Origin of the sequence: Massilia agrisoli (assembly GCF_020831365.1) — a bacterium.
Lineage (GTDB): Bacteria > Pseudomonadota > Gammaproteobacteria > Burkholderiales > Burkholderiaceae_D > Telluria_A > Telluria_A agrisoli.
Window position 1 is genome coordinate 720,662 of the sequence record NZ_JAJHPV010000013.1, and the last position, 25,460, is coordinate 746,121.

Sequence of the window (25,460 nt, forward strand, 5' to 3'; positions counted from 1 at the left end):
CTACTGGTAGCGCCGCGAGCTGTCGAACATCGCATCCGGCATGGCGATGCCGAATGAGCGCAGGCGCTCGCTGAATTTCGGGCGCACGCCGGTCGCCTGGAAGTAGCCTTCCACCGTGCCGTCCGCGCCAACCCCGGTCTGGCGGAACGCGAAGATCTCCTGCATGGTGATGACGTCGCCCTCCATGCCGGTGATCTCCTGGATGCTGGTGATCTTGCGGCGGCCGTCGATCAGGCGCAGCGCCTGGATCACCACCGTGACGGCCGAGGCGATCTGCTGGCGCGCCGCCTTGTGCGGCAGGCTCAGGTTGGCCATGCCGACCATGTTTTCCAGCCGCGACAGCGCGTCGCGCGGGTTGTTGGCGTGGATGGTCGTCAGCGAGCCGTCGTGCCCGGTGTTCATGGCCTGCAGCATGTCGACCGCCTCGGCGCCGCGCACTTCGCCGATGATGATGCGGTCCGGCCGCATGCGCAGCGCGTTGCGCACCAGCGCCCGCTGCGTAATCTCGCCTTTGCCTTCGATGTTGGGCGGACGCGTCTCCATGCGCACCACGTGCGGCTGCTGCAGCTGCAGTTCGGCCGCGTCTTCCAGCGTGACGATGCGTTCGTCCGGCGGGATGAAGCCGGACAGGATGTTCAGCAGCGTGGTCTTGCCCGCGCCAGTGCCGCCGGAGATGATCATGTTGACCTTGGCCTTGCACAGGCCTTCGAGCACGGTGGCCATGTCCGGCGTCAGGCTGCGCAGGTCATTGACCAGGTTGTTCATCCTGAGCGGGATGTGGGCAAAGCGGCGGATCGACATCATCGGGCCGTCAAGGGCGACCGGCGCGATCACGGCGTTGACCCGCGAGCCGTCGGGCAGGCGCGCATCGACCATCGGGCTCGACTCGTCGATGCGGCGCCCGACCAGCGAGACGATCTTGTCGATGATGCGCAGCAGGTGTTTTTCGTCGGTGAAGCGCACCGGCGACAGTTCCAGCTTGCCCTTGCGTTCAACGAAGATGCGGTTGTAGCTGTTGACCAGGATGTCCGACACGGTCGGATCGGCCATCAGCAGTTCAAGCGGCCCGAAGCCGAGCATCTCGTGCTGGATGTCGCGGATCAGCGAACGGCGCTCCAGCTCATTGAGCGCGGCCTGCTCTTCGTCGAGCAGGCGCTCGGCCATAGCCGCAATCTCGGCGCGCAGCATCGGGCCTGGCAGCGCCTCCAGCGCGGCGAGGTCGAACTTGTCGAGCAGCTTGAGGTGGATGCGGCTCTTGATGGCGAAGTAGTCGTCGCTGGCGGCGGCGCTGGGCGCGCGCACCTCGGCCGCCTGGCCGTCAACGGCATTGAGCTTTTCACGGAAGGACATGGGGCTCTCCTGATGAATGTGGCGAAGCCGCACCCGCGCTGTCACGGCTGAGCAGGCGTTCGAACAGGCCACGTGCGGCGTGCGGGCGCGGGCTGATGGCGTCGGCCAGGCCGGCCACGTTGCGCAGCACCGGATCGGAGCGCGCGCTGGTAATCAAAGGTTCGCCGCGGTCGATGGCGGCGGTGACATGCTTGTACGAATTGGGCACTGTGTGGATCGCGAACTTGCCAAGGGTGCGTTCAATTTCCGCGACGCCGATCGGGCCTTTGCGGTCGAAGCGGTTGACGATCAGCTCTATCTTGTCGGGGCTGTAATCGAGGGACTTGAAGATGGCCAGCATTTTTTTGGCATTGCGGATGGAGGGCAGGCCCGCTTGCATCACCATGTAGATCAGGTCGGCGCGGTCGAGCGCTTTGATGCTCAGGTTATCGATCGTCCGCCCGAGGTCGAGCAAGACAAAATCGTAGTGCATCACCGCGACCGCGAGTATCGCGTCCACCTGCGCCGGTGTAACCTCCACCGCCTGCGCGTGGTCGTCCGGCGCGGCCATGATGCTGAAGTTGGGTGCGACCCTGACCGTGCTGGCGGCCAGGAATGAAGCGTCGAGCCGCTCGACGCTGCGCGCCACGTCGGCCAGGGTTGAAGGCGGGCGCCCGTCGTGCACGAACGACAGCGCGTCGCCAAACTGCAGGTTCAGGTCGATCAGCAGCACCGACCTGGTCTCGGACAGCTGGTAGCCCAGGCTGGTGGCGAGGAAAGTGGCGCCACTGCCCCCTTTGCACGGTATGAAAGCCAGCACCTTGCCGGCGTGGCGCGCCTGTGCCCCACGCAGCTTGCCGCCGATGCGGTTGACCGTGGCGGCCAGTTCGGCCGACGCCACGGGGGAGGGCAGTACCTCGCGCACGCCCGCGCGCATGGCGTTGATCAAAAAATCGGGGGAGCAGCCACCGCACAGCAGCACCACCGCGATGCGGGGATGGCGCGTAGTGAGGTCTTCGATCGGGGCGAGGCTGGCGCCGTCGCAGTAGCCGCCGTCGATGAGCATGAGCTCCGGCTGGTCCTGCTCGGCCACCTGGCGCAGCTTGTCCTTGCCGCCTTCGGTCAGCACCGCCACGTGCGATGCCGCCTGCAGCAGCTTGCCGATCTCGTTGAGCAGGATCTTGTTGGGTGAGACGACGGCGATTTTCATGGCGGTTCCTTCGCTTCGGGTTATTGGCAAATGAGCGCGTTGTTGGGGTCCTGGCGCATCATTTCGCGCGGCAGGTATGTGCTGAAGGTGGGCAGCGAGCGCACCGGCATCACGGCGCCCGCGATCGGCGAGATCCAGCGGTAGTCCAGCGCGGTGATCGTCACCGTCACGCCTTCGCAGCTGGCGGCGTCGCATCCGCCTGGGGCCCATTCGAGATCGACCGCGGCGATTTCAGGCACCATCATGCGCATCTTCTGCAGCACCTGTGCCTCGTTGGCCGGGTCGGCGCACACCACCGCGAGGCGCGCGCCGAGGCGGGTCGCTTCGGTGGCCGCGTTCCATGTAAATAGCATGCGGCTGAAGTCCGTCACGCCGAGCAGGAACATGAAGAAGACCACTAGGACGAGCGCCAGTTCGACGGTGGTAGCACCAGCCTGGTCGGCTTTCATATCGGGCTCCGCATAGTGGCGCTGATGTCGTTGAACGGAATCGTCGCGAACCGCGCGCCGAACATGTTGGTGATCATCGGACGGAACTGGTAGCCGGACACCCTGATCGTGACGGTGTTGATCAAGGGATTGCTGCCGGCGGTCTGCCAGGTAGGCGCAGGCACATTGGCCGCCGTGAGGCCGGAATCGAGCAGGGGGCCTGTGCCTGCCACGTTCCCGTACAAGATCAGGTTGCGCGCCTCGGCGATATGGGTGCCCGGTGTTTGCGTCGACAGGTAGCGCACCGCATCGCGCACCACCTTGGCGGTGGTGTTGTAGCGGTAGACGGCGCGGCCAAGTTCGGCGCTGATCAGGGACAGCACCAGCAGCAGCGGCAGCACGAACGCGAATTCGACCAGCGCGACGCCACCTTGACGGGTTTTCATAAGGTCACCTCACCAGTACCGGCACCAGCGGGCCGGCCGAACCGCCCGGCATGCCGCTCGGTGCGCATGGGGATTCGGGGATGCCGGCCAGGCCGCGGAACTCGAGTTGCGCCGGGTCGTTCGGGCCGCTCAGCGGATGCAGCATGAACATGCACACGTAGTTGATCACCTGGGCGGCGTTGTTTATCACCGGGACCACGACCAGGCGCCGGCTGTAGCCGTACTGCTGGTGCTGGCCGCCCGCGCCAGGCGTGGCCAGCTTATGAAAACTGTTTAGCTTGTTAATGTCGCCAAAGGCGATCTGCGAGCCTGCTTTCAGGTTGGTGCCGGTGTCTGCCAGCGAAGCAAAGGCGGCGCGCTTGGTGATGTAGTTTTGCGCGCTCGGATGCGAGCCCGCCGCCGGGGGGCCCGCGAAGGCGTTCTGCGGCACGGCGTTTTTCCAGTTGGCGGCGGTGTAGGCGTATCCGGTCTGGTCGGGGTGGTGTTCGCTGGGGGAGTCGGTGTTCTTGTAGACGCCGAAGCGGTAGTTCCACGGCCGGTCGACACTGGTTTGCGCGCCTGGGGTGCCGAGCGTGTCGCCGATGCGGGTGCCGCACCTGCCGCCCTCGGACAGCTCCGCCGCGGTTTCGCTGGCGCTGTTGCTGCCGTCCAGGTTGAACCAGCCCATTTCACCCGGCGCGGTCCCGACGCCGGCTTTATCGAGCACGGTGATCCATTCACCGACCAGGAAGCCAAAATTGTTGGCAGCCGTGCCGCCTGGCCTGGCCATGATCGCCACGGGAATCGGGCAGGTGCTCTGCGAGCTGGCGCGCGTGGCGACCGCACTGGCCAGCACGTCGCGCGCCGACGGGTTGGCTGTGCTGTCGCCCGTAAAGGCGCCCATCGCGTGCAACAGCCACATGCGCACACCTTCCTGGCGGTGCTCGCACTGCGCGTAGCGGGCGTTGGCGGCAAGGGTGGTCGGTGAATACGCGGGGTCGCGGAAGGTGATGCCGGCATCCATCAGCTGGCCCTTGCCATCCCAGTCGGGAGACTGCAGGTTGACCCGGTTGAGATTGGCGGCCGTCATGCCGGCGCTGCGCGCGCGGGTCAGCGCGCTGGCCTGGCCGTCGAGCTCCTGCGCGGCGGCGAGGGCGCAACTGTCCATGGCGGTCTGGAGTTCGGTTTTAACGATGAACAGGCGGCCGAAATCGAAGGCGATGGCGACGAATCCCAGCAGGAAGAACAACAGGAAGCAGACCAACAGGATCACGGCGCCGCCCTGGCGCGTGGCGTGGCCGGGCCGGTCGATTGTGGTTGGCATGGGCTTGGACATGGTCTTGATCTGTGAATGGCGGACCGCGCTTGTTAAACGCGGCCCGCCGGCTGGCCAATCAGGCACAGGTTGCCGAGCTGGTGAGGCATTCGGCCACGCGGTCGATGAAGCCGTCGAAGCTGGTACCGGTGAGGTTGCGCAGCGCAACGACCAGGATGATCGAGACCACGGCGATGATCAGCGCGTATTCGACGACCTGTGCACCTTCGTCGTCATTGGCGAAGCTGCGGATGGCGCGGCCTGCCGCCTTGAGCATGGTTTTCATGTTGTCCTCTTTCAGGTGGTTGAGGGATGACGTGCCGTGGCCGGTCAGGCGCAGGCTGCGGAGGTGGTCAGGCAGGTGGCGACACGGCCGATGAAGCCGTCGAAGCTGGTGCCGGTGAGGTTGCGCAGTGCGACCACGAGGATGATCGATACGACCGCGATGATCAGCGCGTATTCGACGACCTGCGCGCCTTCATCGTCCTGGGCGAAGGACTGGATCGACTGCTTCACCGATTTCAGAAAGCTGTTCATTTTGATGACCTTTCAAGTTGAGGTTGACGACGATTTACCTGGTAAATACCAGTCCTGCCCACCCTTCCCGGGTGGCTTGCTGCTCCGCGCACCGGCCGCGGGGCCGGTGCTGGATTTCGCTGTCCGCCCGTGGCGGCGCTTATTTGGCGGCCACGCCGCCGATGTTGATCACGTTGACGACCGGCGGCGGCGCCTTGAAGCTGTCGTGGTAGCGGCCGAGCGCCTCTTTCGCGGCCTGGCCGTCGATGCCGGCGGCGGGGTCCTGGCTGGCCGGCGCCTCCGGGTTGGCCGTCATCGCGGTGCGCGCGTGGCGTACCGCGTCGCCAAAGCGCGCGTCGTAGTTGGGCGTGGTCGAGGCGCAGCCAGCCAGCACGGCCAGCGCCGCGCAGCACATCAGTTTGTTCATGGTGTTCTCCTATTTGCCGGTGGCGGGTTCGGCCGGCGCAGCCGGTATCGTTGCCTCGGCCTTGCCCAGCAAGATCACGTCGGCGCGGCCAGGTTCCACATGCGTGTCGGTCGGCACGGCAAGGGCGGCCGCCGGCTTGACCAGGCGCGGCGTGATGATGAATATCAGTTCGGTCTGGTCCTTCTGGAACTCGGTGGAGCGGAACAGCGCGCCCAGCACCGGCAGCTCGCCCAGCCCGGGGAAACGGGACAGGGTTTCGGTGACGTTGTTACGGATCAGTCCCGCAACGGCGAAGCTCTGGCCATCGTTCAGCTGCACGGTGGTGTCGATCTTGCGCGTGGTGATCGACGGCAGTACCGAGGTGACCCCGCCGACGGTGGTGAACGGCGAGCCGGTCTGGGCCAGCTCGGATACCTCCGACACCAGCTTGAGATTGACCCGGCTGCCTTCGAGCACCGTGGGCGAGAACTTGAGCCCGACGCCGAATTCCTTTTCCTCAAGGGTGATCGTGGTGCCGCCGCTGTCGCGCGACTGGGCGACCGGGATAAATATCTTGCCGCCTGAGAGGAAGCTGGCCGACTGGCCGCTGATGGCCATGATGTTCGGCTCGGCCAGCACGCGCACCAGGCCGTCCTTCTTCTCCGCGTCGATGCCGATCAGGGTGGAACTTTTGCCGGCAGCTGCCAGCCTGGTCCGTGCGGCCGAGTTGCCGCCGCTGACGACTGCTTCCGCTGCGCTGTCGAGCACGCCGCCGGCCACGTTGTTGCCGAACCTGCCCATCAGCGCTGGCGCGCCGCCAAAGATGCCGGAGATAATTTTTGACGTCAGCCCGTCGGCGGTGGTGAACATGCGCGCAACGTCGATACCGAACTTGTCGAGCAAGGTTTTGCTGACCTCGGCGATCTTCACTTCCAGCATCACTTGCTGGGGTGAGGTGACGCGCAAGAGGTTGACGACGCGCTTGCCGCCGCCGTATGCGTTTGCGATGCGCATCACTTCGTCCACCTTGGTCGCGTCGCTGACCTTGCCGGTCAACACGGTGGCGTTCTCTGCGCTCCTGACACGGATGTCGCCTTCCTCAGGCATCAGCTCCGCCAGCTTGGCCTGCAAGGTGGCGGGGTCGACCGTCACGACGATGTCGAGCAGGTAGCAGGCGCCGGCGGCGTCCTGCATGATGACATTCGTGGCGCCGGCTTTTTTACCGCGCAGGAACAGGTCGGTCGGGCTCAGCAACAGGACGTCCATGTCGGCGATGCTGACGCTGTCCGCGGAATCCGGCCCCGCTGCTGGCGCGGCCGCGGGCTGGGCCGACGCCGGCCTGGCGCTGGGCTGGCCGCTGGCCACGATCCGGGTGACAGGCGAGGCCAGCGGCACTACCGATGACTTACCGAGCATCACCTGCGCAGTCGGCGCCACCACGACCGACTTGCAGTTCTTGGCGCCGGCTTCCGCGGCGCCGTAGGCCGGCGCGGCAATGGTGGCCGCCGCTGCGGTCCAGGCCGCAATGAGGATGTGCGTGTTCATGGTTGGGTTCTCCGTGGCGGTTCAAAAGCAGCTCAGCGTTGAGGCGCCGTGCTGGATCACTTCCACACAAGGTCGCTTGATGGCAAGTGGCGCGGCGGCGACGGCGGCGCGCCGTTTCACCGCCACGGCAGGCTTGGGCGCCGGCGCTTTCGGGCCGCCGAACAGCTCGGTCTTGGTGATGCCGGCGGTGCCCACGGTCTTCTGGTCGACCTGGTTGCGCAGCACCAGCGACAGGGTGCCGACGCTGCGCGCCAGGTCGAGCTTTTCGGAATCTTCGGGCGACAGCTCGAGGGTGACGGCGCTGACCACCTTGGGCTTGGTGTCGTCGCGGCCCGCCTCCTGGGCCACTGCAAGCACCAGCACCCGTTCGAGCACCGTGATGCTGATCTGCTTGCCGGCTTCGCCGTCGGCCTTGTCCTGCTGTGCGTTGACCATCACATCGACGTAATTGCCCGGCAGGGCAAACCCGGCGACGCCGACCACGTCGTTGACGCGCACCGTCATGGCGCGCTTGCCGTCGGCAATTACCGCCGACAGTCCGCCCAGGGTGCCCAGCGGCGCCAGTTTGCCTTCGAGCAGCGGCTCGCCGCGCAGGATGCTGACTTTGACGATACGGTCCTGCAGCTCCTTGACGTCCTTGAACGCACCCGGCGGCATGGCGCCGGCGGGCCAGTCAAGGGTCGACAGCATCTCGGCGTTGATCTTGCTGCCCAGTTCGATATCGACCGCGGCCACCACCACCTTGTCGGAGGCGATGCCGGCCTGGCGCGACACCCAGCCGGTAGCGTAGGCGGCTGCCGCCAGGCCGATGAGCAGGGCCAGCAGGATCAGCCCGAGCGCTTTGAGGTTCTTCATGGTGATGCCTCCGGGCGAGGGTTAGACGAGGTTGAACTGCCGGGCGATCAGGAAGCTGATGGTGCCGAACGCAATGCTGATGCCATAGGCAAGCTTGCCCACCGATGCGACGGCGCCGGGCTGGAGCTGCGGGTTGCCGGTGGCAACCGAGGACCAGAACATGCCGCGCAAGATAGAACCGGTATTGGCCAGCATGCGTCCCATCACGCCCTTGTGCAGGGCATAGATAAGGGCGGAGATGCCGGCGGTGACGATGCAGAACAGCAGCGCGTAGGCGGTGTCCGAGACGCCGAGGAAGGCGCCAACCATCGCCATCAGCTTGACGTCGCCGGCGCCCATGGCGCGGATCAGGTACATCGGCAGCATCGCGAAAAATCCCAGCAGCATGCCGGCGGGCGCCCAGGTCCAGTCGGCGTGCCATTCGGCGGGAACGATGGTGTTGTAGAGCAGGGCGAACAGGATGCCGCCGCCGGTGATGCGGTTGGGGATGCGGAAAGTACGGTAATCGCTGACTGCCGCGGCCACCAGCAGGGCCAGCAGCACGCCGGTACGCGGATCGGTGACCAGCATGACGAGCAAGTCGAAGAAGGAGTCAAGTTCAGCCATGATCTCTCTCGCAATGAGGTGGTGATCGATGGCTTGAGTATATTTAGGCGGGCTCAACCGCGAATCGGAGGGATGTCCTTTTCCCGCTGGGACGACGCTCCTGTTTTTTAATGAATTGAATAGTCCTTCGGCATCATGCGCCTAGTCGTTTTCTCCTGGTTCAGACAAAAATTGCGAAAATCGGGGTCAGACCACTGTTGTTTTGCAAAAATTGCGAAAATCGGGGTCAGACCACTGTTGTTTTGGAATATTCCAAAACAACAGTGGTCTGACCCCGATTTTCTAGCAACTCATTCAGTGCGGCATGCCCCCCGACGACGCATGCATCTGTGAATGGTCTGCGAGGGTTGCTTAGGCCTGCGCCTTCTTGCGGCGGCGGGCCATGAAGCCTACCAGGCCAAGACCGGCCAGCATCATGCCGTAGGTTTCTGGCTCCGGTACCGGCGCCAGCGCGATGTCGGCGTAGTACTTGCCGGCCGCGTTGGACATCACGCCGCCGCTGACCTGCACGTAATAGGTGCCGGCCGCCAGGTTGTCGTAGTTGAGGCTCCACTGGTCGGCCAGCCCGGTCGACAGCTGGGTGCCGCCGAGGACCATGCCGCTGGCGTCGAACAGCGAGAAGCCGGTGATGTCCAGGCCGTTATTGGCGTTACCGGACAAGGAAACGAGGTCTGCCGTCAGGTCGCCTGCCGCCGTGGTGGTGAAGCTCCACCGGTCGGCGAACGTGGCGCCTGCGTTACTTCCCGTGAACAACGCGCCGAAGAATCCGGAGTTGTCTTCCAAGGTGATCGTTTGCAGTGGGTTACTGATGTCTTCTGCAAGCGCCGAGTGCGACACGAGGCCGGCACTGGCCAGCACGATAGCGGAAACTAAGCTTTTCATTTTCATGGTTTACCTCTTCAATTGATGGGTCCGATATAGCTGGGCCCGGTTGAACGAGGTGGCAAAGTAGCATGGCGAAAAGTCCGATTTGTTGGGTTTCCCTTAACGGTTACAGCTAGTTGCAAATTGGTTGTCGGCACGACAAGTTTACGTCGGTTACTGTCGGTTCAAGTTGTCTCATAGTGCGGCATATTGGCAGAAGATAAATTTTCGTCCTAAAGGGCATGCGTCTTTTCAATATTCGTCAGTTTGGTCCTACGCGCACGCGGCAGGTCTGTGAAGGGAAATGATTTCCAAGCGGAAAATCCAAGGTGGCGGGACCCCATCCCGCGTATTTGTCATCTGTATAGTCAAAAATGCAGTTCGTCGCATTTTCGTGGTCCGCCCCGCGATCGCTGGCTATAGTTATCGCTTCAGTAAAAAGCAAGAGTGCGGGCATTGAAACAATCCACTGGAAGGCGGCTCCGCTTACTGGTAGTGTATTGACAAGCGTGCATGCACGGCATAAAACCAAGCTCGCCAGCAACAAGCTGGCAGCGAACTGTCTGGAGATGGGATGAGTAAGTACCTGAACGTGGGTGTCGTCATTGCGGCGTTCTTCGCCTTTATCGGAAACGCGTTCGCGGCGGGCGCCGACGATGTCGTGACTGAAACCCGTCCCGTCGACGCGCGCGCCGTGCGCGTCAAGCTTGACGGCGTCATCGACCTCAAGCTCAGGCAAGGTCCCGTTCCCCATCTGGTGATTACCGGCGACAAGCGCTGGCTCGACAAGACCACCGTCGTCCAGCACGGCGACACGATCAACATCGGCACCGAAATGCGCGGCTTTAAGTTGCACCGCCACAGCAGCGTGCGCGCCGAGCTGACCCTGCCGAACCTGCGCGAGGTGTCGTCCGAAAGCGTGGGCTGGACCGAGATCCGCGGCTTTTCCGGCGACGAACTCGACCTGTCGCTGGAAGGCGCAGGCTCCATGAAGGTCAGCTGTAGCTACCGCATCGTCACGGCCAGCCTGGGCGGCGTAGGCAGCATGAACATTGAGGGCGTCGACAGCGAAGGCATCGACCTGAACTTGCGCGGCGCCGGCTTTGTCACACTGCACGGGCGTAGCAAGTGGCTGAAGGCAACCTTAGGAGGCCTCGGCGGCCTTGACGCGCAGCACTTCCAGGTCGATACGGTCAACCTTGAGCTGAGCGGCCTGGGCAACGCCTCGGTCACCGCGCGCGAAAACGCGAACCTGAACCTGTCGGGGCTGGGCTCGGTAACGGTGTACGGCAAGCCGCTCAACCGCAGCGTCAGCGTCGACGGCCTCGGCAAGGTCAGCTGGAAATAAAAAAGAGCAGTCCTCAGAAGAGGACCGGCAGGGTGTACTAACAGAACCCAGTTTGAGACATGAAAAAATTATTCGTTGCGATCACATTCGCACTAGGCCTGCATGCCAGCGCGGTGGCGGGCTTTACTGAAGGCGCCAACGCCTACAATGCAAAAAACTACGCGCTGGCACTGAAAGAAGTTACGCCGCTGGCCAAAAAAGGCCACGCGGACGCGCAGCACTTGCTCGGCCTGATGTATTACATGGGCCGTGGCGTCGCGCGCGATTACAAGCAGGCGCTGAGCTGGCACCGCAAGGCCGCAATGCAGGGCAAGTCCGACGCGCAGTATGTCGTCGGCGCCATGTATTACACCGGCAATGCTGTCCCACAGGACCACAAGACAGCGATCTCGTGGTTCCGCAAGGCGGCCGAGCAGGGCCATGCCGAAGCGCAGCACGCGCTCGGGCTGATGTACCGCTACCATGCGGCCGGCTTGCCGCAGGACGTGGTGCTTGCCTACATGCTGTGGAACCTGGCGGCAGCCAACGGCAACGCCAACGCGGTCGAGCAGCGCGCGGCGATTGCCCGGCGCATGACGCCTGAACAGATCGAGGAAGCGCAGGCAATGTCACGGTCATGGCGCCCTGGCACGCCGTTGCCAACGCGATCGAGGACGGGCGACAACACCTGAAGCCATTCATCCTTCACCCATCGGAGAACGAACATGGTCAGCAAAAATACGATTTGCCTGTGGTTCAACAGCGATGCAGTAGAAGCGGCGCAATTTTACGCAGAGACCTTTCCGGACAGCTCGGTGGGAGCGATCATGCGCGCGCCCTCGGACTATCCCTCCGGCAAGCAAGGCGACGTGTTGACTGTAGATTTCACGGTGGCTGGCATCCCTTGCCTTGGCCTCAACGGTGGACCTGGCATTAAACACAGCATCGCGTTTTCGTTCCAGATCGCCACCGACGACCAGGCCGAGACCGACCGCCTGTGGAATGCGATTGTCCGCAACGGCGGACAGGCCAGCGAATGCGGCTGGTGCCAGGATAAGTGGGGAATATCGTGGCAGATCACGCCACGCGTTCTTACTTCAGCGATCACTGATCCTGACCCGGCTGTGGCGAAACGGGCTTTTGAAGCCATGATGACGATGGGGAAAATCGACATCGCGAAGATCGAGGCTGCCGTTCGAGGTTGAGCCTCAGGGAGCGCCCTTTGCGACGAGGGCAGCGTGCCACTCGGCATAGGGCGTGTTGGCGACCATGCGCCTGTTGAAATCCGGTGCGCCGTCGGTCCACCATACTGGCCCGCGCTCGCCCAGGGCACGCTTGCTGGCGTCGACCGCGGCGCGCGCGCTGCGCTCTGCTTGCGTGTCGCCAGCTTTCTTGGCTGCGCCAACATTCCTGCGCGCCGTCATCAGTTGATTCACGAGCTTCTGCCTTTCGTCGGGCGTGAGCTGTGGATTGCTTGTGCGCCAGAGTCGACCCGCTACAACGAAGTAGCGTCCGTCGGGAGTGCTTGGATACTTATCGGCGGTCGGCATGGCCTAACTATACCTACTGCATCCCCAGAGCCCGCGCCCGGATGGCGCGCATGAGCATGACGGCATGATGGAGGATGAGGCCCGGCCGCGTTTGACGTCACTCCTGAGTTGGCTACGAGCGGGTCAAAAAAACCGCGTACTTGGCAAGGCGTCAACAAAAAACCGTACACTGAGCCGTTTCGATGTCCGTTTTCGGCCAGAAGCTGACGTAGGTGGGTTATATAAAGGGTCGGCATGCGCGAGCATTCGGTCGGAGTACCAAGTAATAGACAAGCAGGATATCTTCTTATATGAACCAGGAAAAAGTTCACGCATTTTTGGAACGAACTAACCATTTTCATCAGGTGGTGGATTCGCATATTGTTGGCCTCACCCCAGCAGATGGAACTCGCTACTCCATTGCGTTCCAGGCCGCCTTGCTTTCGCTAGAGCATGCAAGCGCGTGTGTAGTACTGATTCGTAGTGGATTGTTCCCTTCCGCGTTCGCTCTGATGCGCACGCAATATGAGAGTCTTGTGCGCGGGATTTGGCTCCTACATGCGGCGAGCGAAATGTGGGTCGACAAGCTAAGCGAGCCGTTGACGCTGGAGAACGCCAAACGGGCGAACGAAGGCTTAGGACTAGCGGACATGTTGAAGCAACTTGAAATTAGTCCGAATTCTCCAAAGTCAATTGTCGAACAATTGAAGGATTATAAGGACGCGTCGTGGAAGGCTATGAATAGCTACACTCATGGCGGCTTACATCCGCTTTCGAGGATGATAACAGGCTACCCAGTGCAACTTACTTTCGATGTCATACGCAACTCGAACGCTATCGTCGCACTTGCTGGGCAACTTGCATCAATTCTTACCGGAGACCCGCGTAAAATGGGGCCGTTAAGATCGATCCATGCAGACTTTGCAGATTGCCTTCCTATCCTCAGCCCGAATCCATGACAGGGTTGCTGATGTGTTCCTACCTCTAGTAAACCTATGCCTAATTAAACGCTCGTTCGTACCGTACCGGACCTTGATCACTGAGCCTTGACGAAGTCCGGAATCGCACACAAGCGCCCCATACGCTTCCTTCACCTGCTAAATTGAGATTAATCATGCCAGACTATGCCGATGTTGCTGTACGAGCTGCTCTTAAACTTCGTAGTGGACCGATCTCGCCACGCGAGGCTTGGGACGATGCGGCAGTTGAAGTGTTCCCCGAGAGCGCTTCCATGCAATCAAAAGGCTGTCCTCGCACGACCTTTCTCACGCTTTGCGCTAGTGGCGCGGTAAAGGATCTGCCTGGTGCAGGCGTTGTGGGGGACAGCGAAAATGCGCGCCATGCCAAAGATTGCCTAGCGCTCCTGGCCGGACATCCTGGTTACGTAGCGATGCCTCCTCGGCAGCTCTGGACCGTAGTCACACATGCGTCTGGGAAGGCCTATAACCAGCAGATGCATGTGATTCTAGGTCTAGCCAAAGCTGGACTGCTTCGATTCGGGGAGCACCTCCAAACTTGAGACGAGGTCCTCGATGGCATGCGGCCACAGCCTGTGACCGAAGTGAGGGACTGGTTCCGGCCAAAAGCGGACTTAACAATGTCGAGTGAACCACTATCATCTGGTTGAGAGCGGGACCTAGGAGAGAAGGATAGAAAGCGTGAACCTGGAAGAAGCAGTTGCGAAAGCTCGCGAGGTGTCGGATGACATGGTATTGGTCGCGATTCCACCATTCACATGGGGGAGCGAGGCCAGGTATATCCCACTTACGGATGACTTTCGCGTTCCTTCGCAGATCGCAGATGAGGGCTTCGAAGTAGTACTCGGTCACGAAGACCTAATCACCCAGCTCGACTATTTGACTGAGAAAAAGGTCAGCAAAAAAACAGCCGCTGAGTTCGTCGCCCATTACGCAGTGCATGATGACTGGCCAGCTTGGTTCAGCGATCTTAAAGAGGCTTAGCCGAGTCGCGGTCAATGGCTGCTTCGGGGCGATACCCGTCCATCATACAGTCTGCGATTTTCCGGCCCATGGCGACCTGCTATGCTGAGCTCATCGGCCGGCGTCGCCCACAAGCGGTCGCATTAGCGACGCGTTTTGTCAGCTTTAAACTAGTTGCGTATCAGGAGAACACAATGGTTGGAAAATTCTTGAAGCGCGCGGCGATCGTCGATCTTATTAAGAGCGAAGAGCGAACTAACTCCATACAGAAACGGGATGGTTTAACCATGCATCCCATACGAGCGACTGTCTGTGGCTGCCCAGATCCTAACTGCGGCGGCTGGCACGACATCATTACCGAACGTACGATACCTACAGCGGAAGAGTGCACGTCGATCCTTAAGGAAGAAAAAGAAAAGAGGAAGCAAGCGTAGAGGTGAAAAAGGTCTGCCTCGGGTCGGGAGCGGCCTTAAACGAGGTGCCTTACAATCACTCTTTCCGTCCAAGGAGCGATTCCCCATGCGCGCAATCGAAATCACCCAGCCCGGCCCCCCAAGTGTCCTGAAACTGTGCGATCGTCCCATCCCCGAGCTGAAGGCCGGTGAAGTCCTGATCAAGGTGTACGCCGCGGGCATCAACCGTCCCGACGTGCTGCAGCGCCTCGGCCACTATCCCGTCCCGCCCGGCGCATCCGACCTGCCGGGCCTGGAAGTGGCCGGCGAGATCGTCGACGGCGATCTCGATGGCAGTCCGTTCCAGAAGGGCAGCATGGTATGCGCGCTGGTACAGGGCGGCGGCTATGCCGAATACTGCGCCGCGCCCCTGCAGCAGTGCCTGCCACTCCCGGCCGGCTTGTCTCCGCTGGAAGCAGCCAGCTTGCCGGAAACCTTCTTTACCGTGTGGAGCAATGTGTTCGACCGCGCCCACCTGTCGACGGGCGAGACCTTGCTGGTACAGGGCGGCACCTCCGGCATCGGCGTCACGGCCATCCAAATGGCGACCGCACTCGGCCACCGTGTGTTCGCCACCGCGGGCAGCGACGAGAAGGCCCGCGCCTGCGAGGAACTGGGCGCCGAGCGCGGTATCAATTACCGCACCGAGGATTTTGCCGAAGTGGTCAAGGAGCTGACAGGCGGGAAGGGCGTTGACGTGATCCTCGACATGGTCGCAGGCGACTACGTGGCGCGCGAAATCAGCTGCCTGGCCGACGACGGCCGCATCGCCCTGATCGCGCTGCTGGGCGGCGCCAAGGCCAATGTCGACCTCGGCCAGGTGTTGCGCCGCCGCCTCACCATCAGCGGTTCGACCCTGCGCCCGCGTCCGGTCAGCTTCAAGGCCGCCATCGCCTGGCGCCTGCAGGAAAAAGTCTGGCCGCTGATTGAGGCGGGCAAGATCCGCCCGGTGATTTTCAAGACCTTCCCGCTGGAGCAGGCCGCCGAGGCGCATGCCCTGATGGAGTCCTCCACCCACGTCGGAAAGATTGTCTTGCAGTTAATTTGATACGCATCTGCCCAGAATGAAGCTTCCGGCTGTCCATTGTTTGACCGACATAGGAACGGGGGTTAGAATAGCGGGTTATTTGAATCTGGGCTACTATGCGTCGCAAACTCGTCGTAGGTAATTGGAAGATGAACGGCAGCCGTGCCGCCAACGCCAGCCTGTTGTCCGGCATTGTTGCTGGCTTCGATGCTGCGCAGGCGGACAGCGCCGTGTGCGTACCGGCGCCTTACCTGGCCCAGTGCGAGGCAGTACTGGCCGGCACGCCGATCGGCTGGGGCGCGCAGGATGTGTCCGCGCACGCCAGTGGCGCTTACACCGGCGAGGTCTCGGCCCAGATGCTGGCCGAGTTCGGATGCCGCTATGTGATCGTCGGCCACTCCGAGCGCCGCGCCTACCATGCCGAAAGCAGTGAACTCGTGGCGCAAAAAGCTGTCGCAGTTATTGGCGCTGGCATGACGCCGATCGTATGCGTCGGCGAAACGCTGGATGAGCGCGAAGCAGGGCAGACCAACGTGGTCGTGCGCAACCAGCTCGCCCACGTGCTCGAACGCCTCGATGCGTACGGCGTGGCGAAGATCGTCGTGGCTTACGAGCCGGTCTGGGCAATCGGCACCGGCCGCACGGCAACGCCGGAGATGGCCCAGGAAGTGCACGCGCGTTTGCGCGCGCAGTTGGCGGAAAAGAATGCAGTGGCGGCCGGCAAAGTGCAGATTCTGTACGGCGGCAGCATGAAGCCCGATAACGCAAAAGAATTGATGGCGCAGCCGGATATCGACGGCGGCCTGATCGGCGGAGCAGCATTGAAGGCGGCGGATTTCCTCGCCATCATCCACGCAGCAGCGAATACTTAAACTTAGTTAATCTTGGAATGGAATAGCAATGAACACCTTTTACAATCTGGTCGTCGTCGTGCAGGTTCTGTCGGCCCTGATCATCATCGGCCTCGTTCTGCTCCAGCACGGTAAGGGCGCCGACATGGGCGCCGCTTTCGGTTCGGGCGCATCGGGCAGCCTGTTTGGCGCATCGGGTTCCTCGAACTTCATGTCCAAGTCGACCGGCGTGGCCGCGGCGATCTTCTTCGCGTCGACCCTGGCGCTGGCTTACTTCAGCAGCGACCGCGACGTGGCAGTCAGCGGCGGTGTGATGGAGCGCGCAGCGCCTGTCACCGGCCCGGCAGCCATTCCTTCGACCAGCACCGCCCCAGCCGCGCCAGTCGATCCATCGCTGCCTACCGCGCCTGCTGCGACGGCTCCGGCAGCCCCGGCCGCCACGCCTGACGCGGTTCCAGCAGCTCCTGCGCCAGCCCCGGCAGCACCTGCAACCGAAGTGCCGAAGTGATTTGCACAGCGTTTCAGCAGACGTGGGTCGCAATTTGACCCATGTCAAAAAAGCAGTATAGTTTTTTTGGTTTTTCCCTTGTTTTATCGCAAGTACGCATTGAACAGTGAGTGGTAACGCTGTAGAATAGCGGACTTCACTGCCGACGTGGTGAAATTGGTAGACACGCTATCTTGAGGGGGTAGTGGCGCAAGCTGTGCGAGTTCGAGTCTCGCCGTCGGCACCAGAATCCAGAAGCCAGCAAGGGCTGCGCCTTTGCTGGCTTTTTTACGGGATCAGACGTTCGGTCCTGGTCGCATGATCAGAAAGCCAGGATCGCGCGGTAGGGCGCTGCTAGCTACGCAGTGTTTCATTAACCGATCGTTCAACAAAGGCTCATCTCCGTGAACCTCGAAAATTACTTCCCCGTCCTGTTGTTCATTCTTGTCGGCATCGGCGTCGGTGTCGTCCCCCAGGTACTTGGCTACCTGCTCGGCCCGAACAAGCCTGACACTGCAAAACTCTCCCCTTACGAATGCGGCTTCGAAGCTTTTGAAGACGCACGCATGAAATTCGACGTCCGGTACTACCTGGTCGCGATCCTGTTTATTTTGTTTGATCTGGAAACGGCATTCTTCTTCCCATGGGGCGTCTCCATGAAAGAACTGGGCTGGTCCGGCTTCGTGACGATGATGGTGTTCATCGCCGAATTCGTGGTCGGTTTTTGGTACATCTGGAAGAAAGGTGCCCTTGATTGGGAATAAGCCATGTCAATTGAAGGCGTATTAAACGAAGGTTTCATCACCACCACAGCAGACAAGCTGATCAACTGGGCGCGCACGGGTTCGATGTTCCCGATGACGTTCGGGCTGGCTTGCTGCGCGGTCGAGATGATGCACACGGGCGCTGCCCGCTACGACATGGACCGCTTCGGCGTCGTGTTCCGTCCATCGCCGCGCCAGTCCGACGTGATGATCGTCGCCGGCACGCTGTGCAACAAGATGGCGCCGGCGCTGCGCAAGGTCTACGACCAGATGCCGGAACCGCGCTGGGTGATCTCGATGGGTTCCTGCGCCAACGGCGGCGGCTACTACCACTATTCGTACTCGGTGGTGCGCGGTTGCGACCGCATCGTGCCGGTCGACGTCTACGTGCCTGGCTGCCCTCCGACCGCTGAGGCGCTGCTGTACGGCATTCTGCAGCTGCAGAACAAGATCAAGCGCACCAACACCATTGCTCGATAAGAAGCGGTTCCCATCATGACGACAAAACTCGAAACCCTTGAACTTGCGCTGCAAAAAGCGCTGGGCGAGGGCGCGGTTATTTCCAGCGCGCTGGGCGAAGTGACCGTAGTGGTCAAGTCGGCCGACTACCTGGCCGCAATGCTGACCCTGCGCGACGATCCGGCGCTGAAATTCGACCAGCTGCTCGACCTGTGCGGCGTCGACTACTCGACCTACGGCGAAGGCACGTGGGACGGCCTGCGTTTCGCGGCCGTGTCGCACCTGCTGTCGCTGGACTACAACTGGCGCGTGCGCGTGCGCGTGTTCGCAAGCGACGACGAAATGCCTGTGCTCGCCTCCGTGGCGGGCATCTGGCGTTCGGCCAACTGGTACGAGCGTGAAGCGTTCGACCTGTACGGCATCCTGTTCGAAGGCCACAACGACCTGCGCCGCATCCTGACCGACTACGGTTTCATCGGCCATCCGTTCCGCAAGGACTTCCCGATTTCGGGCTATGTCGAAATGCGCTACGACCCAGAGCAGAAGCGCGTGATCTACCAACCCGTGACGATCGAGCCGCGTGAAATCATTCCGCGCGTGATCCGCGAAGAAACCTACGGGATGAAATAATGGCTGAGATTAAGAATTACACCCTGAACTTCGGTCCGCAGCACCCGGCAGCGCACGGCGTGCTGCGCCTGGTGCTGGAGCTTGACGGCGAAGTGATCCAGCGCGCCGACCCGCACATCGGCCTGCTGCACCGCGGCACCGAGAAGCTGGCCGAGACCCGCACCTACCTGCAGTCGGTGCCGTACATGGACCGCCTCGACTACGTGTCGATGATGGCCAACGAGCACGCTTACGTGCTGGCGATCGAAAAGCTGCTGGGCATCGAAGTGCCGGTGCGCGCGCAGTACATCCGCGTGATGTTCGACGAGATCACCCGCCTGCTGAACCACCTGATGTGGCTGGGCGCGCACGCGCTCGACGTCGGCGCGATGGGCCCGTTCCTGTATGCGTTCCGCGACCGCGAAGACCTGTTCGACTGCTACGAAGCGGTGTCGGGCGCGCGCATGCACGCGGCCTACTACCGTCCGGGCGGCGTGTACCGCGACCTGCCGGACGCCATGCCGAAGCACAAGGCATCGATCATCCGCAGCGCCAAGGCCATCGACGAGCTGAACGAAGCGCGCCAGGGCTCGCTGCTGGACTTCATCGACGACTTCTCGAAGCGTTTCGTGACCTATGTCGACGAATACGAAACCCTGCTGACCGACAACCGTATCTGGAAACAGCGTACCGTCGGCATCGGCGTGGTGTCGCCGGAAGCGGCGAAGGCGATGGGCTTCACCGGCGCCATGCTGCGCGGTTCCGGCGTCGAATGGGACCTGCGCAAGATGCAGCCTTACGCCGTCTACGACAAGATGGACTTCGACATTCCGGTCGGCACCAACGGCGACTGCTATGACCGCTACCTGGTGCGCATCGAAGAAATGCGCCAGTCGAACCGCATCATCAAACAAGCATCAAGCTGGCTGCGCGCCAACCCGGGCCCGGTGATGGTCGACAACCACAAGGTCGCGCCGCCAAAGCGCACCGACATGAAGTCGAACATGGAATCGCTGATTCACCACTTCAAGCTGTTTACCGAAGGCATGCACGTGCCGCCGGGCGAAGCCTACGCGGCAGTCGAGCATCCGAAGGGCGAGCTGGGCATCTACCTGATCTCCGACGGCGCCAACAAGCCGTACCGCCTGAAGATCCGCGCCCCGGACTACGCCCACCTGCAAAGCCTTGATGAAATGGCGCGCGGCCACATGATCGCCGACGCCGTCACCATCATCGGAACGCAGGACATCGTATTCGGCAGTATTGACAGGTGACGCTCGCGTCCGGTAAAGCCTGAGAGAGAGAAATTTATGTTGTTATCAGAACAGTGCTATAAAAAGATCGACCGCGAGCTGGCCAAGTACCCGGCCGACCAACGCCAGTCCGCCGTGATGGCCGCGCTGGCGCACGCGCAAGTGGAAACCAGCTGGCTGTCGCCGGAAGTGATGCAGGAAGTGGCCGACTACATCGGCATGCCTGCGATCGCCGTGCAGGAAGTCGCGACCTTCTACAACATGTACAACACCAAGCCGGTCGGCAAGCACAAGATCACCGTGTGCACCAACCTGCCTTGCGCACTGTCGGGCGGCGAACGCGCCGGCAAGCGCCTGCAGGACATGCTGGGCATCGGCTACCGCGAAACCACCCACGACGGCCAGTTCACCCTGGTTGAAGGCGAGTGCATGGGCGCGTGCGGCGACGCACCGGTCATGATCGTCAACAACCACCGCATGTGCTCGTTCATGACGGACGAAAAGATCGACGCCCTGGTAGAGGAACTGAACAAATGACCAGCCTGCACGACCGTCACATCAATCCGCTGATCCTCAAGGACCTGAACGGCGACAACTGGGGCCTGAACGAGTACGTCAAGCGCGGCGGCTACAGCGCGCTGCGCCGTATCATCGAAGAGAAGATCACGCCGGAACAGATCATTGCCGACCTGAAGGCCTCGGGCCTGCGCGGCCGCGGCGGCGCCGGTTTCCCTACCGGCCTGAAGTGGAGCTTCATGCCGCGCCAGTACCCGGGCCAGAAATACCTCGTCTGCAACACCGACGAAGGCGAGCCGGGCACGTTCAAGGACCGCGACATCATCCGCTACAACCCGCATTCGCTGATCGAAGGCATGGCCATCGGCGCTTACGCAATGGGCATCACCGTGGGCTACAACTACATCCACGGCGAGATCTTCCAGGACTACCTGCGCTTTGAAGAAGCGCTGGAAGAAGCGCGCGCTGCGGGCTTCCTGGGCGACAAGATCATGGGTAGCGAGTTCAGCTTCCAGCTGCACGCGCACCACGGCTACGGCGCCTACATCTGCGGCGAAGAAACCGCGCTGCTGGAGTCGCTCGAAGGCAAGAAGGGACAGCCGCGCTTCAAGCCGCCGTTCCCGGCCTCGTTTGGCCTGTACGGCAAGCCGACCACGATCAACAACACCGAGACGTTCGCTGCCGTCCCGTTCATCCTGAACATGGGCGCCGACAACTACCTCGGCCTGGGCAAGCCAAACAACGGCGGCACCAAGATCTTCTCGATCTCGGGCGACGTCGAGCGTCCAGGCAACTACGAAGTTCCACTGGGCACGCCATTCGCCAAGCTGATGGAGCTGGCTGGCGGCATGCGCGGCGGTAAGAAGATCAAGGCAGTCATCCCAGGCGGTTCGTCCGCTCCGGTAATCCGCGGCGACGTCATGATGGACACCGACCTCGACTACGATTCGATCGCCAAAGCCGGCTCGATGCTGGGTTCGGGCGCGGTCATCGTCATGGACGAGACGCGCTGCATGGTCAAGTCGCTGCTGCGCCTGTCGTACTTCTATTACGAAGAATCGTGCGGCCAGTGCACCCCATGCCGCGAAGGTACCGGCTGGATGTACCGCATGGTCCACCGCATCGAAAACGGCCAGGGCCGCGCCGATGACCTGGACATGCTGAACTCGATCGCCGACAACATCCAGGGCCGCACCATTTGCGCGCTGGGCGATGCGGCGGCGATGCCGGTACGCGCCATGATCAAGAACTTCCGCGAAGAATTTGAATATCACATCGAGCACAAGCATTGCCTCGTGCCGACTTATCTCTAAGGCCAGAGAACGCTCATGGTTGAAATTGAAATTGACGGTAAAAAGGTAGAAGTCCCACCAGGCAGCATGGTGATGGACGCAGCCAACAAGCTTGGTACCTACATCCCGCATTTTTGCTATCACAAGAAATTGTCGATCGCTGCTAACTGCCGCATGTGCCTGGTAGAAGTCGAGAAGGCGCCCAAGCCTTTGCCGGCTTGCGCCACGCCAGTCTCGGCAGGCATGATCGTGCGCTCGAACAGCGACAAGGCGGTCCAGGCACAGAAGTCCGTGATGGAATTCCTGCTGATTAACCACCCGCTCGATTGCCCGATCTGCGACCAGGGCGGCGAATGCCAGCTGCAAGACCTCGCTGTCGGCTACGGCAAGAGCAACTCGCGCTACGAAGAAGAAAAGCGCGTGGTGCCGCCGAAAGACGCGGGCCCGCTGATTTCGATGCAAGAGATGACCCGCTGCATCCACTGCACCCGTTGCGTACGTTTCGGTCAGGAAGTTGCCGGCGTGATGGAACTGGGCATGCTGGGCCGCGGCGAACACGCCGAGATCACTTCGTTCGTCGGCAAGACCGTCGACTCCGAAGTGTCGGGCAACATGATCGACCTGTGCCCGGTTGGCGCACTGACCTCCAAGCCTTTCCGCTACAGCGCCCGTACCTGGGAACTGTCGCGCCGCAAGTCGGTCAGCCCGCACGACTCGCTCGGTTCCAACCTGATCGTCCAGGTCAAGGGCGGCAAGGTCATGCGCGTCCTGCCGCTGGAAAATGAAGCGATCAACGAATGCTGGATCTCGGACAAGGACCGCTTCTCCTACGAAGCGCTGGACAATGCCGAACGCCTGACCTCGCCGATGATCAAGCAGGGCGGCCAGTGGGCCGAGACCGACTGGCAGACCGCGCTTGAGTACGTGGCCCACGGCCTGCGTAACATCAAGCACGAGCATGGCGCCGACGCCATCGCCGCTGTCGCGACCCCGCATTCGACCGTCGAAGAACTGACCCTGCTGGCCAAGGCCATACGCGGTATCGGTTCGGAGAACGTCGAGTTCCGCCTGCGCCAGCTTGACTTCGCCAACGATGGCGCCGTCACCCCATGGCTGGGCATGCCGATTGCAGAGCTGTCGAACCTGTCGCGCGCCTTCGTCATCGGTTCGTTCCTGCGCAAGGATCACCCGCTGGTCGCCACGCGCCTGCGCGCTGCTGTGAAGAACGGCGCCAAGCTGTCGATCCTGCACGCTTCCGACGACGACCTCTTGATCCCAACAAGCTCGAAGATGATCGCCGCACCGTCCGACTGGCTCGCCGCCTTGTCGGAAGTGGTTGCCGCCATCGCCGGCGAAAAAGGTATTTCGGCGCCAAACGGCTTTGAAAACGTGCAGGCGTCCGACGCAGCCAAGGCCATCGCGGCCAGCCTGTCGCAGACCGGCGCGGACATGCCTGGCGCTATCCTGCTCGGCAACTCGGTCAGCCAGCACCCACAGGCGTCGCAGCTGCACGCAGCGGCGCAGTGGATCGCTGAACAGACCGGCGCCAAGCTGGGCTACCTGGTGGACGCGGCCAATACGGTCGGCGGCTACCTGGCCGGCGCTTACGCCAAGAACGCCGCTCCTGTTTTCTCGCAGCCAAAGAAAGCCTACGTGCTGCTGAACGCCGAACCTGAGCTGGACAGCCACAACCCGCAGCAAGCCCGTGCCGCGCTGGACGCCGCCGAGATGGTCGTTGCAATGTCGGCCTTCAAGCATGGCTTCGAGTACGCCGACGTGCTGCTGCCGATTTCGCCATTCAGCGAAACCTCGGGCACTTTTGTCAACTGCGAAGGCCGCGCACAAAGCTTCAACGGCACCGTCAAGCCGCTGGGCGAGACCCGTCCTGCGTGGAAAGTGCTGCGCGTGCTGGGCAACCTGCTCGGCCTGCAAGGTTTCGACTACGAGACGTCCGAAGCGATCCGCGACGAGCTGTTCGGCAAGGGCGTGACCGACCTGTCGGCCAAGCTGAACAACACCGGCAAGGCAGCGCTGGCCTCAAGCTCGTTCGGTACCTCGGGCGCGCTGGAGCGCGTGACCGACGTGCCTATCTACTTCGCCGACGCGATTGCGCGCCGTTCCGAACCACTGCTGCGCACCGCCGACGCCAACGCGCCGCTGGTCCAGCTGCCGAAGGCGCTGGCTGACAAGCTGGGCGTCAAGGCCGGCGACACCGTCAAGGTCTCGCAGGGTTCGGGCAGCGCCGTGCTGGTGGCAGGCATCGATGCCCGCCTGCCGGCCAATGCAGTCCGCGTGTCGACCGCACACCACGCGACCGCCGCGCTGGGTGCGCTGTTCGGTGCAATCCAGGTTGAAAAAGCAGGGGAGGGCGCGTAATGGCTATGCCTGAATTCATTAACACCATCACCACCACCGGCGAAGGCCTGCTGGGCCCGGTGTGGCCGCTCGCATGGACCATGGTGAAAATCCTGTGCGTCCTGCTGCCGCTGATGGGCCTGGTTGCCTACGCGACCCTGTGGGAACGTAAGCTGATCGGCTGGATCCAGATCCGCGTCGGCCCGAACCGCGTCGGTCCGATGGGCCTGCTGCAGCCGATCGCCGATGCGCTCAAGCTGCTGTTCAAGGAAATCGTGGTGCCGACCAAAGCGGTATCGGCGCTGTTCATCATCGGCCCGATCATGACCATCATGCCGGCGCTGGCCGCCTGGTCGGTGGTACCGTTCGGCCCGGAAATCGTGCTGGCCAACGTCAATGCCGGCCTGCTGCTGCTGATGGCGATCACCTCGCTGGAAGTCTACGGCATCATCATCGCCGGCTGGGCGTCGAACTCGAAGTATTCGTTCATGGGTGCGATGCGCGCCTCGGCACAGATGATCTCGTACGAAATCCCGATGGGCTTCGCGCTGGTGGTCGTGCTGATGGTGTCGGGCAGCCTGAACTTCTCGGACATCGTCCTTGGCCAGCAGCGCGGCCAGTTCGCCGAGATGGGCCTGAACTTCCTGTCGTGGAACTGGTTGCCGCTGCTGCCGCTGTTCGTGGTCTACATCATTTCCGGCCTGGCCGAATGTAACCGCCACCCGTTCGACGTGGTTGAAGGCGAGTCCGAGATTGTTGCCGGCCACATGGTCGAGTACTCGGGCATGTCGTACGCGATGTTCATGCTGGCCGAATACGCCAATATGATCCTGATCGCGACGCTGGCCTCGATCATGTTCCTGGGCGGCTGGTCGGCGCCGTTCGCCTTCCTCGAATTCGGCGCGCTGGGCGGCTTCTTCTGGCTGTTCGCCAAGGCCTTCTTCATCGTCTCGCTGTTCGTCTGGATTCGCGGCACCTTCCCGCGCTACCGCTATGACCAGATCATGCGCCTCGGCTGGAAGGTATTCATTCCGCTCGTGCTGTTCTGGCTGGTCGTGGTCGCCGCCTGGATGCAGACGTCCTGGAATATTTGGAAGTAA

Annotated in this window: 30 protein-coding genes and 1 tRNA gene; 18 read left to right on the plus strand and 13 right to left on the minus strand. The window is 62.1% G+C overall.

All coding sequences use genetic code 11. From position 1 onward, the window contains the following. The 12 genes from LMJ30_RS12260 to LMJ30_RS12315 form a co-directional block, all read right to left on the minus strand. Entirely contained in the window at positions 1-1,350 is a 1,350-nt protein-coding gene (locus LMJ30_RS12260) for a TadA family conjugal transfer-associated ATPase (protein WP_229432625.1), read from the minus strand. After that, complete coding sequence (locus LMJ30_RS12265) at positions 1,337-2,539, minus strand: CpaE/TadZ family protein (RefSeq protein WP_229432626.1); 1,203 nt, start codon at positions 2,537-2,539, stop codon at positions 1,337-1,339. The genes LMJ30_RS12260 and LMJ30_RS12265 overlap by 14 nt, the downstream gene beginning before the upstream one ends. A 20-nt stretch (positions 2,540-2,559) precedes the next feature. Continuing rightward, the gene (locus tag LMJ30_RS12270; protein ID WP_229432627.1) at positions 2,560-2,988 is read right to left on the minus strand and encodes a TadE family protein; all 429 of its coding nucleotides are present in this window, start codon (positions 2,986-2,988) and stop codon (positions 2,560-2,562) included. Next, positions 2,985-3,413 (minus strand): TadE/TadG family type IV pilus assembly protein, encoded by a 429-nt coding sequence (locus tag LMJ30_RS12275; protein WP_229432628.1) that lies wholly within the window; start codon positions 3,411-3,413, stop codon positions 2,985-2,987. Before LMJ30_RS12275 ends, LMJ30_RS12270 begins: the two co-directional genes overlap by 4 nt. Before the next feature lie 4 nt (positions 3,414-3,417). Next, a complete protein-coding gene (locus LMJ30_RS12280; protein ID WP_229432629.1) occupies positions 3,418-4,716 on the minus strand; it encodes a Tad domain-containing protein in 1,299 nt (432 codons plus the stop codon). A gap of 70 nt (positions 4,717-4,786) precedes the next feature. After that, complete coding sequence (locus tag LMJ30_RS12285; protein WP_229432630.1) at positions 4,787-4,993, minus strand: Flp family type IVb pilin; 207 nt, start codon at positions 4,991-4,993, stop codon at positions 4,787-4,789. A 44-nt stretch (positions 4,994-5,037) separates the two neighbouring features. After that, on the minus strand, positions 5,038-5,244 hold the full coding sequence (locus LMJ30_RS12290; RefSeq protein ID WP_229432631.1) for a Flp family type IVb pilin: 207 nt from the start codon (positions 5,242-5,244) through the stop codon (positions 5,038-5,040). 139 nt (positions 5,245-5,383) lie between these two features. After that, positions 5,384-5,650 carry a hypothetical protein gene (locus LMJ30_RS12295; protein WP_229432632.1) on the minus strand — a complete coding sequence of 89 codons (267 nt, stop codon included), beginning with the start codon at positions 5,648-5,650 and terminating at the stop codon, positions 5,384-5,386. 9 nt (positions 5,651-5,659) lie between these two features. Beyond that, positions 5,660-7,174, minus strand: a complete 1,515-nt coding sequence (locus tag LMJ30_RS12300; RefSeq protein WP_229432633.1) for a type II and III secretion system protein family protein — start codon at positions 7,172-7,174, stop codon at positions 5,660-5,662. A gap of 21 nt (positions 7,175-7,195) precedes the next feature. Next, positions 7,196-8,029 carry a Flp pilus assembly protein CpaB gene (cpaB, locus tag LMJ30_RS12305; protein ID WP_229432634.1) on the minus strand — a complete coding sequence of 278 codons (834 nt, stop codon included), beginning with the start codon at positions 8,027-8,029 and terminating at the stop codon, positions 7,196-7,198. A 21-nt stretch (positions 8,030-8,050) separates the two neighbouring features. Then, complete coding sequence (locus LMJ30_RS12310; protein ID WP_229432635.1) at positions 8,051-8,635, minus strand: A24 family peptidase; 585 nt, start codon at positions 8,633-8,635, stop codon at positions 8,051-8,053. 351 nt (positions 8,636-8,986) lie between these two features. Continuing rightward, on the minus strand, positions 8,987-9,523 hold the full coding sequence (locus tag LMJ30_RS12315; RefSeq protein ID WP_229432636.1) for an FxDxF family PEP-CTERM protein: 537 nt from the start codon (positions 9,521-9,523) through the stop codon (positions 8,987-8,989). A 550-nt stretch (positions 9,524-10,073) separates the two neighbouring features. Here LMJ30_RS12315 and LMJ30_RS12320 point away from each other — a divergent pair. The 3 genes from LMJ30_RS12320 to LMJ30_RS12330 are packed head-to-tail and all read left to right on the plus strand — an operon-like array spanning position 10,074 to position 12,031. After that, positions 10,074-10,847, plus strand: coding sequence for a GIN domain-containing protein (locus LMJ30_RS12320; protein ID WP_229432637.1), 774 nt, complete (start codon positions 10,074-10,076; stop codon positions 10,845-10,847). A gap of 59 nt (positions 10,848-10,906) precedes the next feature. Beyond that, complete coding sequence (locus LMJ30_RS12325; protein ID WP_229432638.1) at positions 10,907-11,518, plus strand: tetratricopeptide repeat protein; 612 nt, start codon at positions 10,907-10,909, stop codon at positions 11,516-11,518. A gap of 33 nt (positions 11,519-11,551) precedes the next feature. After that, a complete protein-coding gene (locus LMJ30_RS12330) occupies positions 11,552-12,031 on the plus strand; it encodes a VOC family protein (RefSeq protein ID WP_229432639.1) in 480 nt (159 codons plus the stop codon). A gap of 3 nt (positions 12,032-12,034) precedes the next feature. Here the strand turns inward: LMJ30_RS12330 and LMJ30_RS12335 are convergent, their stop codons facing one another. After that, positions 12,035-12,262, minus strand: coding sequence for a hypothetical protein (locus LMJ30_RS12335; RefSeq protein WP_229432640.1), 228 nt, complete (start codon positions 12,260-12,262; stop codon positions 12,035-12,037). Between the two features lie 404 nt (positions 12,263-12,666). Here LMJ30_RS12335 and LMJ30_RS12340 point away from each other — a divergent pair, with 404 nt between their 5' ends. The 15 genes from LMJ30_RS12340 to nuoH all read left to right on the plus strand — a co-directional run bounded on the left by LMJ30_RS12340 (position 12,667) and on the right by nuoH (position 25,460). Further along, positions 12,667-13,314, plus strand: a complete 648-nt coding sequence (locus LMJ30_RS12340) for a DUF6988 family protein (protein WP_229432641.1) — start codon at positions 12,667-12,669, stop codon at positions 13,312-13,314. Between the two features lie 155 nt (positions 13,315-13,469). Continuing rightward, positions 13,470-13,874, plus strand: a complete 405-nt coding sequence (locus LMJ30_RS21870) for a DUF6979 family protein (protein ID WP_371873002.1) — start codon at positions 13,470-13,472, stop codon at positions 13,872-13,874. Between the two features lie 139 nt (positions 13,875-14,013). Further along, the gene (locus tag LMJ30_RS12345) at positions 14,014-14,316 is read left to right on the plus strand and encodes a hypothetical protein (protein ID WP_229432642.1); all 303 of its coding nucleotides are present in this window, start codon (positions 14,014-14,016) and stop codon (positions 14,314-14,316) included. Positions 14,317-14,814: 498 nt separating this feature from the next. Continuing rightward, the gene (locus tag LMJ30_RS12350; RefSeq protein ID WP_229432643.1) at positions 14,815-15,795 is read left to right on the plus strand and encodes an NAD(P)H-quinone oxidoreductase; all 981 of its coding nucleotides are present in this window, start codon (positions 14,815-14,817) and stop codon (positions 15,793-15,795) included. 95 nt (positions 15,796-15,890) lie between these two features. Next, positions 15,891-16,646, plus strand: coding sequence for a triose-phosphate isomerase (gene tpiA, locus LMJ30_RS12355; protein ID WP_229432644.1), 756 nt, complete (start codon positions 15,891-15,893; stop codon positions 16,644-16,646). 28 nt (positions 16,647-16,674) lie between these two features. Further along, positions 16,675-17,133, plus strand: coding sequence for a preprotein translocase subunit SecG (gene secG, locus LMJ30_RS12360; RefSeq protein ID WP_229432645.1), 459 nt, complete (start codon positions 16,675-16,677; stop codon positions 17,131-17,133). Between the two features lie 141 nt (positions 17,134-17,274). After that, a tRNA-Leu gene (locus LMJ30_RS12365) sits at positions 17,275-17,359 on the plus strand. A 157-nt stretch (positions 17,360-17,516) separates the two neighbouring features. Further along, positions 17,517-17,876 carry an NADH-quinone oxidoreductase subunit A gene (locus LMJ30_RS12370; protein ID WP_169463344.1) on the plus strand — a complete coding sequence of 120 codons (360 nt, stop codon included), beginning with the start codon at positions 17,517-17,519 and terminating at the stop codon, positions 17,874-17,876. 3 nt (positions 17,877-17,879) lie between these two features. Next, a complete protein-coding gene (locus LMJ30_RS12375; RefSeq protein WP_054263649.1) occupies positions 17,880-18,356 on the plus strand; it encodes a NuoB/complex I 20 kDa subunit family protein in 477 nt (158 codons plus the stop codon). 15 nt (positions 18,357-18,371) lie between these two features. Continuing rightward, positions 18,372-18,965, plus strand: a complete 594-nt coding sequence (locus LMJ30_RS12380) for an NADH-quinone oxidoreductase subunit C (RefSeq protein WP_229432646.1) — start codon at positions 18,372-18,374, stop codon at positions 18,963-18,965. Then, entirely contained in the window at positions 18,965-20,218 is a 1,254-nt protein-coding gene (locus tag LMJ30_RS12385) for an NADH-quinone oxidoreductase subunit D (protein WP_229432647.1), read from the plus strand. The genes LMJ30_RS12380 and LMJ30_RS12385 overlap by 1 nt, the downstream gene beginning before the upstream one ends. Positions 20,219-20,254: 36 nt before the next feature. Next, positions 20,255-20,734, plus strand: coding sequence for an NADH-quinone oxidoreductase subunit NuoE (gene nuoE, locus LMJ30_RS12390; RefSeq protein WP_229432648.1), 480 nt, complete (start codon positions 20,255-20,257; stop codon positions 20,732-20,734). Further along, positions 20,731-22,026, plus strand: a complete 1,296-nt coding sequence (nuoF, locus tag LMJ30_RS12395; RefSeq protein ID WP_229432649.1) for an NADH-quinone oxidoreductase subunit NuoF — start codon at positions 20,731-20,733, stop codon at positions 22,024-22,026. The genes nuoE and nuoF overlap by 4 nt, the downstream gene beginning before the upstream one ends. A gap of 15 nt (positions 22,027-22,041) precedes the next feature. Further along, on the plus strand, positions 22,042-24,381 hold the full coding sequence (gene nuoG, locus LMJ30_RS12400) for an NADH-quinone oxidoreductase subunit NuoG (RefSeq protein WP_229432650.1): 2,340 nt from the start codon (positions 22,042-22,044) through the stop codon (positions 24,379-24,381). Further along, positions 24,381-25,460 carry an NADH-quinone oxidoreductase subunit NuoH gene (nuoH, locus tag LMJ30_RS12405; protein WP_229432651.1) on the plus strand — a complete coding sequence of 360 codons (1,080 nt, stop codon included), beginning with the start codon at positions 24,381-24,383 and terminating at the stop codon, positions 25,458-25,460. The genes nuoG and nuoH overlap by 1 nt, the downstream gene beginning before the upstream one ends.